The 12,273-nt window shown below is 60.9% G+C and carries 10 protein-coding genes; 8 read left to right on the forward strand and 2 right to left on the reverse strand.

What is annotated here, in order from left to right:
* Nucleotides 1-299 precede the first annotated feature (299 nt).
* Complete coding sequence (locus ABIN98_RS12530) at nucleotides 300-1,040, reverse strand: crotonase/enoyl-CoA hydratase family protein (RefSeq protein WP_346910400.1); 741 nt, start codon at nucleotides 1,038-1,040, stop codon at nucleotides 300-302.
* Nucleotides 1,041-1,056: 16 nt separating this feature from the next.
* Nucleotides 1,057-2,838, reverse strand: coding sequence for an acyl-CoA dehydrogenase (locus ABIN98_RS12535; protein ID WP_346910401.1), 1,782 nt, complete (start codon nucleotides 2,836-2,838; stop codon nucleotides 1,057-1,059).
* 180 nt (nucleotides 2,839-3,018) lie between these two features.
* On the opposite strand from ABIN98_RS12535, the gene ABIN98_RS12540 reads away from it, so the two are divergent.
* The 8 genes from ABIN98_RS12540 (at nucleotide 3,019) to ABIN98_RS12575 (ending at nucleotide 12,268) form a co-directional block, all read left to right on the forward strand.
* Nucleotides 3,019-4,005 carry an L-threonylcarbamoyladenylate synthase gene (locus ABIN98_RS12540; RefSeq protein ID WP_346910403.1) on the forward strand — a complete coding sequence of 329 codons (987 nt, stop codon included), beginning with the start codon at nucleotides 3,019-3,021 and terminating at the stop codon, nucleotides 4,003-4,005.
* A 469-nt stretch (nucleotides 4,006-4,474) separates the two neighbouring features.
* On the forward strand, nucleotides 4,475-5,404 hold the full coding sequence (locus ABIN98_RS12545) for a histone deacetylase family protein (protein ID WP_346910405.1): 930 nt from the start codon (nucleotides 4,475-4,477) through the stop codon (nucleotides 5,402-5,404).
* Between the two features lie 362 nt (nucleotides 5,405-5,766).
* On the forward strand, nucleotides 5,767-6,024 hold the full coding sequence (locus ABIN98_RS12550) for an exodeoxyribonuclease VII small subunit (protein WP_190292420.1): 258 nt from the start codon (nucleotides 5,767-5,769) through the stop codon (nucleotides 6,022-6,024).
* Nucleotides 6,025-6,243: 219 nt separating this feature from the next.
* Nucleotides 6,244-7,365: a helix-turn-helix transcriptional regulator gene (locus ABIN98_RS12555; RefSeq protein ID WP_346910407.1), complete on the forward strand. Its 1,122-nt coding sequence runs from the start codon at nucleotides 6,244-6,246 to the stop codon at nucleotides 7,363-7,365.
* A 352-nt stretch (nucleotides 7,366-7,717) separates the two neighbouring features.
* Nucleotides 7,718-9,637 carry a 1-deoxy-D-xylulose-5-phosphate synthase gene (gene dxs, locus ABIN98_RS12560; protein WP_346910409.1) on the forward strand — a complete coding sequence of 640 codons (1,920 nt, stop codon included), beginning with the start codon at nucleotides 7,718-7,720 and terminating at the stop codon, nucleotides 9,635-9,637.
* 149 nt (nucleotides 9,638-9,786) lie between these two features.
* On the forward strand, nucleotides 9,787-11,214 hold the full coding sequence (locus ABIN98_RS12565) for an MFS transporter (RefSeq protein WP_346910411.1): 1,428 nt from the start codon (nucleotides 9,787-9,789) through the stop codon (nucleotides 11,212-11,214).
* 73 nt (nucleotides 11,215-11,287) lie between these two features.
* Nucleotides 11,288-11,689: a hypothetical protein gene (locus tag ABIN98_RS12570; RefSeq protein ID WP_346910413.1), complete on the forward strand. Its 402-nt coding sequence runs from the start codon at nucleotides 11,288-11,290 to the stop codon at nucleotides 11,687-11,689.
* Between the two features lie 57 nt (nucleotides 11,690-11,746).
* Complete coding sequence (locus tag ABIN98_RS12575) at nucleotides 11,747-12,268, forward strand: copper chaperone PCu(A)C (protein WP_346910415.1); 522 nt, start codon at nucleotides 11,747-11,749, stop codon at nucleotides 12,266-12,268.
* Nucleotides 12,269-12,273 lie beyond the last annotated feature (5 nt).

Consider the following 12,273-nt stretch of genomic DNA (forward strand, 5'->3'; position numbering starts at 1 on the left):
TTGCAGTGAACAGCAGCATTGTGGATCGGACCAAGAAGGGCGCGCAAAGCTGCAGTTGACGGAAAGTGGATCCAACGTCAGCAAAGGCCGAAAGCCATCGCGAACTTGCCCTCCGTGAACGTCCGCTTCAAATGTCTTTTCGGACGGGACCTGACAGTCAGTAGTCGGCCCCTTTCCGGTCAATTACTTGGATCCAAAAGGCCGGTAATTCTCCCTCGTCAGACAACAAATCCGACCAATTTGGAATGCGGCTTTGGGGGGCGTCTTCGATCCCTGAAAGATTACAGGCGTCTTTTTGCTTATGTCTTTTTTCCCATGAACGCCTCGAAGGTGGCGATGGTTTCCGGTGCAGTCAGTCGTTCGGTGAAAATCCCGGTTTCCATCTCGATGCAGGCCAGCAGAGCGTCCCGATCGCCTTTCAGCAGGCGCCGCGCCGCCGCAAGTGCCGCCGGCGGTTTGGCGGCGAGCTTTCGGGCGCAGTCCAGGGCGGCCGCTTCCACATCGTCCTCGATGACATGGTTGACGAGACCTGCGCGCTCGGCCCGCTCCGCACTGAAGGTCTCGCCGAGACACAGGAGTTCGAAGGCCCACTGATTGCCCATCAGTTTCGGTCCGATCAGGGTGGACCCGGCCTCCGGTACCAGCCCCAGATCAACGAACGGTGCCTTGAACACGGCATTCTGCGACGCAAAGATCATGTCGCAATGCATGAGCAGCGTCGTTCCGACGCCGACAGCCAGACCGTCGACGGCGGCGATCAGCGGCTTGTCGTTCATCACGAGAGCCTTCAGAAAGCGGCCGGCCGGCCGGTCTCCGCTATCGCCGCTCAATCCGTATTTCAGGAAATCCGCGATGTCGTTGCCGGCGGTAAAGGCGCCCGGATGACCGCAGATAAGATGACACCGGATCGCATCATCCGTGTTGCCTTCCTCCAGCGCCTCGGCAAGGGCGGCGTACATGGCGCCTGTAAGCGCGTTCTTCTTTTCCGGCCGGTCGATCCGCAGGATCTGCACGCCGTCGGCAAGGGATCGGCTGATCATCCGTTTTCCCTCCTTCTCAGGACGCCAGTTCATGGGCGTCGAAAGAGAGGATGCCTTCGGCGGACGTAAGAATGTCGGCTCTGAGCGCCGCCGTCTCGCACAGGCTGGTTTCGCAGAAGGTACGCGCCATCAGCGCCCGCTGCCGGGAGGCGGACGGATTGTCCGTGCCCGAGCGCAGAGCGCCTTTCGCGAGCAATGCACCGCCCAGGGTCAGGCCTGCCAGCCGTAGATAGGGCGTTGCCCCGGCGAGCGCATCGTTGACCCGGCCCTCGGCCTGCGCCTCTGCCATGAACCCGGTTGCCGCCTTCAGATCCTCGATCGCAGCGTTCAGGCGCTCCCCGACCCGGCCCAGTTCAGGACGGTTGGAGGCAGCCGCCTCGTCGGCGATCTCGCTCAATTCCGCGATGAAGCCTTTGACGTGTTCGCCGCCGGACAGAGGCAGCTTGCGCAGGACCAGGTCGATCGACTGGATGCCGTTGGTGCCTTCGTAGATCGGGGCAATACGCGCATCCCGCAGATGCTGGGCCGCGCCGGTTTCCTCGATATAGCCCATGCCGCCATGGATCTGGACGCCGAGCGATGCCACCTCGACGCCGAAGTCGGTCGAAAGCGCCTTTGCGATCGGGGTCAGCAGACCGGCCCGCTCGCTCCAGTGGAGCCTTTCTTCTTCGGTCCCGGCGACCTTCGCCATGTCGATGGCGTGGGCGCAGGCGTAGCAGATCGCACGCGCGACCTGTGTCCGGGTCTTCATGGCAAGAAGCGACCGCTTGATGTCGGGATGATCGGCAATGGCGGTCATGCCTTCCGCCGTCTGTCCCGCGGTACGCCCCTGCTTGCGATCCAGCGCATAGGCCAAGGCGCCCTGATAGGCGCGCTCGGCAACGCCGAGCCCCTGGATACCGACGGCGAGGCGGGCGTTGTTCATCATGGTGAACATGCAGGCCAGCCCGCGGTTTTCCTCACCGACGAGCCAGCCGATGGCCCCGCCTTCATCGCCATAGGTCATGGTGCAGGTCGGCGATCCGTGGATCCCCAGCTTGTGCTCGACGCCGGTGCAGCGCACATCGTTTCGCGCGCCAAGGCTGCCATCCGCGTTGACGAGGAACTTGGGCACAACGAACAGGGAAATGCCGCGGGTTCCTGCCGGAGCGTCCGGCAGGCGGGCCAGCACCAGGTGCACGATGTTGTCGGTCAGATCATGTTCGCCATAAGTGATGAAAATCTTCTGGCCGAAAATCCTATAAGTGCCGTCGTCCGCCCGTTCGGCCCTTGCTCTCAGGGCATTCAGGTCCGACCCGGCCTGGGGTTCGGTGAGGTTCATGGTCCCCATCCACTCGCCCGAAACGAGCTTTTCCAGATAGGTCGCCTTCAGTTCTTCGGATGCATGTTTCTCGAGAGCCTCGACCGCGCCGATGGTCAGCGTCGGGCCGATGGCGAAGGCCATCGAGCCGGAGTTCCACATTTCAAGGGCGGCCGCCGAAAGCATGACCGGAAGGCCCTGCCCGCCTGCTTCCGGATTGGCCGTCAGGCCGTTCCAGCCGCCTTCGATCCAGCGGTGATAACAATCCCGCCAGCCCGGAGGCGTGGTTACCGCGCCATCCGACAGCGGCGTCCCGTGCTTGTCGGCAACCGAATTGAGCGGAGCGATTTCCTCGGCCGCAAACCGGCCGGCTTCGGAAAGGATCGCGGCGACCAGATCATCGCCCAATTCGCTGAAGGCCTCCGTTGCCTGCAAATCGGAAAGACCGCAAACGTCTTTCAGGGTAAAGGCAATCTCATCAATCGGCGCGCGATACATTCCGGTTCTCCCAGACCTGTTTTATACCTGTCCTGCCTGGTCAATCGCCTTGACGGACACTGCGTTCGTCCGCAAAAGGCAATCTGGCCGGCAAGGTTGTCCGGACAGTAACGGCGTTTACGTAAACGTCAATATCAACAAATTCGTTATCCGGCACGCGGAGCGACAGGGAAGAATGGCATGCAGCGATGGACCGTTGACCTGAGCGCTGAGGCCTGGCGCAACGATCCGCAGGCGAACGCGGTCTGCAAGGCCCTTCTCGACGGCGGACTTGTCGCCGTGCCGACCGAAACGGTCTACGGCCTGGCAGCGGACGCGACCAATCCGCTCGCCTGCGCGAAGATCTTTGCCGCCAAGGGCCGCCCCCAGTTCAATCCGCTGATTTCCCATGTTCCTTCCGCCGAAGTTGCGCTTGAGCATGGCGACTTCAATACGGATGCCATGAAACTTGCCGAAACCTTCTGGCCGGGACCGCTCACGCTGGTGGTTCCCAAGAAACCGTCTTCCGCCATCTGCGACCTGGCCACGGCCGGTCTCGATACAGTGGCGCTCCGGGTTCCCGCCGGTCCGGTGATGCGGTTCCTGTCGGAGAAAACCGGCGTTCCGCTGGCCGCGCCCAGCGCCAACATTTCCGGCCGGGTCAGCACGACTTCCGCCGACGATGTCGCCGCCGACCTGTCGGAGGCCCTGAGCTATCTGGTCGACGCCGGCCCCTGCCGTGTCGGCATCGAATCCACGATCGTGTCCTGCGTCGACGAAACGCCGCGGCGGCTGCGTCCGGGAGGCATCCCCCGGGAAGACATCGAACGGGTCATCGGCCGCCCGCTGGAACGGCCCGCCGACGCGCCGACACCGGCAGCGCCTGGCATGCTCAGTTCCCATTATGCGCCGAAGGCCGGGGTCCGTTTGCATGCGCGCGACGTCCGGCCCGGAGAGGCTCTTCTGTCTTTTGGAGCCCAGCGCCTCCCCGGAGCGGACCGCGCAGTTGGCGAAGTCAACCTGAGCGAAACCGGGGATCTGTCTGAAGCCGCTGCCCGCCTGTTTGCGGCCCTGCGCGCGCTCGACACCGTCGGGGCAGAGGTTATCTGCGTTCAGGACATCCCGGAAACCGGACTTGGCGAAGCCATAAACGACAGATTGAGACGCGCCGCGGCCCCGCGGCCGTAAAATATAATTCTCCTGTTCCGCAACATGTGTTCCGACCGGGATGAGGCGTCCGAAGTCCCTGTAAAACAAAATATTTTTTCGATGTATACGATATGTATCTTTCGACAAGACGGCATGCCGCGAATTGAACCAAGAGTAAATTTGACAGTATATCGATAGGTTATTCACACTTTTACATGACCCCATTACGGTAAACTACTCGCCTTTCGACAAGAGAATCATCTAGAGATCAATATGGAAATAGAGATGCAGCGGACCTCCCCTCGGGCATTTTGATGCTCGCACCTTTCGGGGCCGGATCACCCACCATGCCGGCCCCGCTTCTTTGTCGAATTTCCGTTCCTGAATTGCCACGTTTCCTCAACCGGCGATCCTTTTCGTCAAGGTCCATTGACACTTGGCTGCCGGAGCGATCTCATTGCCGGATCGAAAAAGCGGTAGATATAGCCGCGGCTTTTGAGGAACGCCCGTGTCGACATTGTTGCTCCACCACCATAGTTATCTCGACCATCTGACGCCGCCCGGACACCCCGAACGTCCGGACCGGACCCGCGCCATCGACCGGATCCTGGAGAACGAGCGTTTTCAACCGCTCGCCCGGGAGCAGGCGCCTCTCGGAACCATGGAAGACATCGCCCGGGCGCATCCGATGTCCTATGTGGACGCGCTGCACAACATGTCTCCCGAGGAAGGGCTCGTCCGCCTGGACACGGACACGACCATGTCGCCGGGCACCTGGGAAGCGGCCCTGCGCGGGGTCGGCGGCGCCTGCCTTGCGGTAGACGAGGTCGTCGAAAAGAAGGTTTCGAACGCCTTTTCCGCCTCGCGGCCTCCCGGGCACCACGCGGAGCGCACCCGTGCGATGGGCTTCTGCTTCTTCAACAATGCGGCCATTGCAGCCCGCTATGCCCAGGCCGTTCATGGTCTCGACCGGGTCGCGGTCGTCGACTTCGACGTTCACCACGGCAACGGCACGCAGGACATCTTCTGGAACGACCCGACGGTCATGTACTGCTCGACCCATCAGATGCCGCTTTATCCGGGCTCGGGGGCAGCCAACGAAACCGGCGAGGCGGATAACATCGTCAACGTGCCGCTTGCCGCCGGCGATGACGGGGCCGTCTTTCAAGAGGCAATGGAAACCGCAATCCTGCCGCGTCTTGAGGCCTTCGCGCCGGACCTGATCGTGATCTCCGCCGGCTTCGATGCCCATGCCCGCGATCCGCTCGGCGCCTTGAACCTGGTGGAGACCGATTTCGCCTGGGCGACCCGCGCGCTGATGGACGTCGCCAACAAGACCGCCGACGGCCGCGTCGTTTCCCTCCTTGAAGGCGGCTATGACCTGGAAGGCCTCGCGCGGTCTGTAGCGGCGCATGTCATGACACTGATGACGGGTTAGAGCATCGTGCGATAACTTTGAAGCATTTGACCGGCGCGCTTTTGTCTGCCGACAAGGCGGATTGCGCGCCGTGGTGTTTCCCACCACAAGCGCGAGCCAACGCAGTCAGCGGGTAAAAGAGCCCGGCCCTTCGGGTGTCTGAAAGCAGCCCATCGGCCGCGTTGCGCCGTTCGCACGATGCACCGCATCGCGCTTCACGACGCGCCTGGCCGAGTGAACTGCTTTCAGATATCAAATGGTTCAAAGTTAGCGCACGATGCTCTAATCCACGTTCTTATCCTACGCCGGTTCTTGACCTGACGCCTCCGGGGCGCAAGGTTGGGCTCAGATCGAAATGCAAGAGAGATCCGGATTCGCGCGCCATGACCGATGCCAAGACACAGACCGATGTTTCCGCCCTGTCCTTCGAAGAGGCGCTGAAGCAGCTAGAAACCATCGTGCGCGAACTCGAACAGGGCAATGTCCCCCTGGAGCGCAGCATCGAAATGTATGAGCGCGGCGCGGTGCTGCGCAAACATTGCGACGACCTGCTCAAGGCCGCCGAAGCCAAGGTGGAGAAGATACAGCTGGCACAAGACGGATCGCCGAGCGGAACCGAACCGCTGGATGCTGCCGATTAGGTCATGGACCCAACGCTGAAAATTGAAGGATCGAAATTCGCCTGGCCGATTGACCAATCAATTTTCAAATAGACTTTTCAGTTAAATTCCTTTTGAGATCCGGCCTGTTCTGGTCTTAACAACAATTCATCAAAAGCATTGCCAATTGTTACAGTTTCAGTAACTCTTTAAAACATGGCAGGGCTCTCAACGGCAGAAGAATTTCGGCTTTTGGAGAACGTGCACGCGTGCGCGAACGATCCTGATTCGTGGCATCACACCCTGGGCCAGATCGAGAAATCCTGCCGCTGGCGGATCTATCTTCTCGAGCTCACGACCGACGGCCGGCATACCGGCCGCTACTGCAACCACGATGACGCAGCCGACCTCATCGATTTCCTGTCTTCGCTTTCCATACGTGCAGGAGAAAACAGCTTCGAATTCCTGCTCCGCGAAGCACGCGCCTTTTTCCCCTACAGCAGGGAAAATCTCGACCGGGGGAAGACAAAGTCCTACTACGGGACAGGAACGAAGATCCACGAGTTCGGCATTTATCCGGGCTGCATCACCCTGCTGAACCGAAACAGTGGCCGCATTATCCTGTTGTGCTGCCTGTTCATTTCCGAAAATGACGATGGCGCAGTCTGCCGCGAGATGCTTCCCAGGTTCGAGCGTCTTTCCAAGGCCATTTCACTGACCCTGGATCTGATCTACCGTTTCGAATTCGAAAACATGCGGCATATGGCCTTGCGTGCGCTGGTTCAGAACCGGTCGCAATCGTCCTTCCTGATCGACACGGACTACCTGATAAAAGTCTCCACGCCGGCCTGTCAGAAACTTCTCTCCGAGGGCGACGTTTTCGCGGCAGAAGAAGATCGTCTTGTTCCCTTGAGAAGGGATGTGGAAAACGCCTTGCATTTCGTATGCTCGGACATCAACGGACGGGTAAACGCCGCCAGGCTCGCAGATTTCGAATCTCCCGACGTTCCACCTGTGGAACAGTCGCTGCTCCTGTCGCGCGCAGACGACCGCCTTGCACGTGTTCTTGTGCGAAGCATTCTGCCGGAAGCCAAGCCCCTTCAGGATCGATCCGACGCCTTTATCCTCGTTGAGGTCCGCGATCAGCTTGCCTTGTCGGAAGACGTGAACGGCCTGCTCAAATCCTGTTTCGACCTGTCCGAAAAGGAAGCGCAGCTGGCCTATTTCCTGACAACGACCGGATCATTGACGGCGACACTCGACCTTCTCGGCATTACCCGGAACACCGCCAAGACGCATCTGCGCAGGATTTACGAAAAAACTGCGACTCAATCGCACCTGGAACTTTCCAAGCTGCTGCACGGATTGTCCGGACTTCTGTGACCGGCCGCTGCCTGGTCCCGTTCGCCAAAGGGACCCGGCACGTCAAAAAACGAGGACAACGCATGATAAAAAAAGGGGCCGCAATGAAGCGGCCCCAGTTGATCACTGTGCACGTGGCCCCATCGACCACGCCATCTTGGTAAGGCAGTTTGCGAACGATTGCATCACCCAAATGGGTGATTGGTGCATTAAAACTGCGCAAACGCCGCCCTTTTCCGAACAATATTCCCAATTACGGCGGCACAGCCTTACAACCCGCGATCCTCCGCCTATTCCAGCCGCCGATTTGCGCCCTATCTATGCTTGGTGTAAGGCTGCCCGCTTGTAGCCACTCTTTGGAGCCGTCAGTCGCGTGACTTCCCATCCGCACACCCCCTTGCTCGACACGGTCAACAACCCGGCTGATTTGCGCCGATTGTCGGAAAGCGACCTCCACCAGTTGTCGGAAGAACTGCGCCAGGAAATGATCGATGCCGTTTCGATTACCGGCGGTCATCTGGGAGCGGGCCTCGGCGTGGTGGAACTGACGGTAGCGCTCCACTACGTCTTCAACACGCCCGAAGACCGCCTTATCTGGGATGTCGGACATCAATGCTATCCGCACAAGATCCTGACCGAACGCCGCGACCGGATCCGCACGCTCCGCCAGGGCGGCGGCCTGTCCGGGTTCACCAAGCGGGCTGAAAGCGCTTACGATCCGTTTGGCGCGGCGCATTCATCGACGTCCATCTCCGCCGGGCTCGGCATGGCCGTCGGACGAGATCTGAAAGAGGGCGACAACAATGTCATCGCGGTCATAGGCGATGGCGCCATGTCCGCAGGCATGGCCTATGAAGCCATGAACAACGCCGGGCATCTGGGGTCCCGGCTGATTGTCATCCTCAACGACAACGACATGTCGATCGCGCCACCCGTTGGCGCCATGTCGGCCTATCTCGCCAAGCTGGTCTCCGGCCCGACCTATCAGTCCTTGCGCGACGCCGCGAAGCACATCGCCAAGAACCTGCCCAAGCCCCTGCAGGAGAAAGCCGCACGGGCGGAAGAATACGCGCGCGGTTTCTGGACCGGCGGCACCCTGTTCGAGGAGCTCGGCTTCTACTACGTCGGCCCGGTCGACGGTCATAATCTGGAACACCTGCTACCGATCCTGAAGAACGTCCGCGACACGCACCACGGACCGGTGCTGATTCACGCCGTCACCCAGAAGGGCAAGGGCTATCCGCCCGCGGAAGGCGCAAAGGACAAGTATCACGGCGTCGCCAAGTTCGATGTCGTGACCGGCAAGCAGGCCAAGCCCAAGGCCAATGCGCCGTCCTACACCAATGTGTTCGCGACCTCCCTGATCCGGGAAGCCGAGCACGACGACAAGATCGTAGCCGTTACCGCGGCCATGCCGGACGGAACGGGCCTCAATCTCTTCGAGGAGGCCTTTCCCAAACGCACATTCGATGTGGGCATCGCCGAACAGCACGCGGTGACCTTTGCCGCCGGGCTGGCGACCGAGGGCTACAAACCGTTCGTCGCGATCTATTCGACCTTCCTGCAGCGCGCCTATGACCAGGTCGTGCACGATGTGGCCATTCAGGGCCTGCCCGTGCGTTTTCCGATCGACCGCGCCGGGCTTGTGGGCGCAGACGGCCCCACGCACGCAGGCGCCTTCGATACCGCTTTCCTGTCGTGCCTGCCGGGGTTCGTCGTCATGGCGGCAGCCGACGAGGTCGAACTGCGCCACATGGTGGCGACGGCGGCTGCCTATGACGAAGGTCCGATCTCCTTCCGCTATCCGCGGGGCGAAGGGGTCGGTCTGGACCTGCCGGAACGCGGCAGCGTGCTCGAAATCGGCAAAGGCACGATTCGCCGCGAAGGCACCAAGGTCGCGCTGCTTTCCTTCGGCACCCGCATGGCGGAATGCCTCAAGGCCGCGGACGAACTGGATGCGGCCGGCCTTTCCACCACCGTCGCCGACGCCCGTTTCGCAAAGCCGCTGGATATCGATCTGCTGCAGCGCCTCGCCCGCGAACATGAAGTGCTCGTGACCGTGGAAGAAGGGGCAAGCGGCGGCTTCGGCGGTCATGTCCTGACCACCCTGGCGGAGCTCGGCCTGCTCGACAACGGCCTGAAGGTGCGCACGCTGTTCCTGCCGGACAGATATCAGGATCAGGACAAGCCGGACGTCATGTACCAGGATGCCGGCCTGACCACCGACGGCATTCTCAAGCAGGTTTTCCTCGCTCTCGGCACCGGAAGCCTGGGCTCGTTCAAACACGCCTGAACCTATGCGCAAAAACATAACGGTGCTTTCCGTTATGCGCCGTTAAGCAATTGACAGGGCTCGCATGTCCTGAAAAGGCTTTGAACAGAAGAAACTTACGCCGGCCGTTCGCCGGCGTTTTGTTTAGCCGACCAATCCCGGATGTCTTCATGGCCCAGACCCTCGCATCCATATCCGCGTTGCTGATATCCGTGGCCATGCTCGTCTTCGGCCACGGACTGCAGACCACGCTGCTTCCCTTGGCCGCGGCCAAGGCATCGTTCACGAACCTTGAGATCGGTGTGGTCTCATCATCCTATTTTTTCGGAATGGTTCTGGGGTGCCTCGCCGCGCCCCATGTGATCATGCGTGCAGGCCATATCCGGGCCTATGCGGCCATGGTTTCCCTGATGTCGGCGGCTGCAATCTTTCATCCGATCCTGATCGATCCGTTCTCCTGGAGCCTGATCCGCATCATCTCCGGCTTCTGCCTGGCCGCTTTCTACATGATCGTCGAAAGCTGGCTGAACGAGCGCGCGACCAATGAAAACCGCGGCACGGTGATGTCGATCTACATCGTGATCCTGTTCGGCTTCATGATGATCGGCCAGATCTCGATCTCCACCATGGAGATCACCTCGTTCATCCCGTTCGCGATCGCATCCGTGGCGGTCAGTCTTGCGGTGATGCCGGTCGCCCTGACCACGACGACTCAACCGGCTCCGATCGCCCTGGTGCAATTCCGCCCTGTGAAGCTCTACCGGAACTCGCCGGCCGCGCTGGTCGGCACCTTGCTGGTCGGGGTCGCGAACGGTGCGCTCTGGACCCTGGCCCCCCTTTACGGATCCCAGATCGGCCTCAACTCCAACCAATCGGCCTTCTATGCCGCCGCCATCATCGGCGGCGGGATGCTGTCCCAGTGGCCGATCGGGCGGATTTCGGACCTGATCGACCGGCGCCTGGTCTTGATCGGCATCGGCATCTCCACCGCGCTTGTGGCGCTTGTCATCGCATTCCTGTCGCCAACCGGTGTTTACATGGCCACCGGCCTGGCCGTCCTGATCGGTATCTGCTCCCAGCCGGGCTATGCGATCGCGGTCGCCCATGCCTTCGACTATGCGGATCCGGAAGATTTCGTGGAAACCTCCTCGGGCCTGCTGCTGTCGTTCGGCATCGGATCGATCTTTGGCCCGTTCACGGCCTCTGTCCTCATGAACCATACGGGGCCGAGCGGTCTCTACTTCATGGTCGCCGCTGCGGAAATCGCGCTGGCCGGTTTCGTCCTCGCGCGGCTGTTCGCACGCCACGCGATCGATCCGGAGGACAAATACGACTTCGAATACGCTGCGACGGCGCAGGTGGGCTCGGTCATGTCTCCCGAACCGCTCGATGTGGATGCGGATAACGTGATCCCGCCGGAAGAATTCCCGGCCTACGAGGATCCGATCTACGACCCGGAAGCGCCTGAAATCACCGAAGAGGTCATCGTTCCCGAAGACGGGCATGCGCATGGGCATGTGCACCATGCGGAGACCGAGGCAGACGCGGAAGATGAAAACGCAGAGCCTGCGACAAAAGAGAAACCGGACAAATCGTGACGCGCGCAGGCACAATCCACCTGTGACGTTTGAAACACTCGACCTTTGCACAAAATATGATCATATTGCGCGCATGTCCGCTCCGTTGACCTTCTTCCAGACACTGCGCATGGAACGCCGCCCTTTGGCGCTGCTGGCCATGCTGGCCGTCGGATTGCGTGTCACCGTGATCATGATCGGCCTGGCGCTGTCCCCGGAAGTCGCGGCCTCCGGCCTCGGAATTCTGTGTCAGCCGTCGGTTGAGGACGACGGCAGTGTGCCATCGCCCGCCCCCCATGATCCGGCCCATTGCATTTGCGGACCCGCGTGCATTCATCTGGGCCTTTTCACGGCTACGCCGGCGGTCGACGCCGTCTGGAAGGTCGCCGTCCGGACCCTGAGCGCGAAGCTGCCGCTGGCCGCCGACGGGTGGCGGGACCCAGCCATCCTGCGGGAACAGGCCCCGATTCGAGCCCCTCCTATTTCCTTGAGCTGAGACAAGTCAACGAAACGCGCCGATCGGCGCAACACATCTCATTCAAGGAATAAACAGATGAAACTCCTGAAATCCCTGGCCGCTGCGGCCATGCTCACCATCGTTGCCTCCGCTGCCCAGGCCGAAGACGTCACCCTCGGCAACCTGACCCTTTCCAAGACCTGGACCCGCGCCACCCCGCCCAAAGCCATGGCCGGCGGCGGCTTCGTCGAAATCACCAATTCCGGCACCGAGGCCGACCGGCTGATCGCCGCAAGCTCCCCGGTTTCGAAAAAGGTGGAACTGCATGAAATGGCCATCAACGATGGCGTGATGGTGATGCGTGAGAAGGAAGGCGGCATCGAGGTGCCGGCAGGTGAAACGGTTGCCCTGAAGCCGGGCGGTCTCCACATCATGTTCATGGGCCTGAACGCGCCGCTGGAGGAAGGGACCGTCGTGCCGGTCAAACTCACCTTCGAAAAAGCGGGCGACGTGGAAATCAAGCTGGACGTTCAGAAAATGGGTGCCAAGGGTATGACCCATGGCGGCATGGATCACAGCAAGATGGACCATGGCAACATGAAAAAAGACGGCAACTGAGGACT

Source organism: uncultured Roseibium sp., assembly GCF_963675095.2.
In the GTDB taxonomy this organism is placed as follows: Bacteria; Pseudomonadota; Alphaproteobacteria; order Rhizobiales; family Stappiaceae; genus Roseibium.

Excerpts from the sequence above, each read along its gene's own strand:
- ABIN98_RS12530 (WP_346910400.1), bottom strand. The coding sequence starts at position 1,040 with ATGATCAGCCGATCCCTTGCCGACGGCGTGCAGATCCTGCGGATCGAC.
- ABIN98_RS12535 (WP_346910401.1), bottom strand. The coding sequence starts at position 2,838 with ATGTATCGCGCGCCGATTGATGAGATTGCCTTTACCCTGAAAGACGTT.
- ABIN98_RS12540 (WP_346910403.1), top strand. The coding sequence starts at position 3,019 with ATGCAGCGATGGACCGTTGACCTGAGCGCTGAGGCCTGGCGCAACGAT.
- ABIN98_RS12550 (WP_190292420.1), top strand. The coding sequence starts at position 5,767 with ATGACCGATGCCAAGACACAGACCGATGTTTCCGCCCTGTCCTTCGAA.
- ABIN98_RS12565 (WP_346910411.1), top strand. The coding sequence starts at position 9,787 with ATGGCCCAGACCCTCGCATCCATATCCGCGTTGCTGATATCCGTGGCC.
- ABIN98_RS12570 (WP_346910413.1), top strand. The coding sequence starts at position 11,288 with ATGTCCGCTCCGTTGACCTTCTTCCAGACACTGCGCATGGAACGCCGC.
- ABIN98_RS12575 (WP_346910415.1), top strand. The coding sequence starts at position 11,747 with ATGAAACTCCTGAAATCCCTGGCCGCTGCGGCCATGCTCACCATCGTT.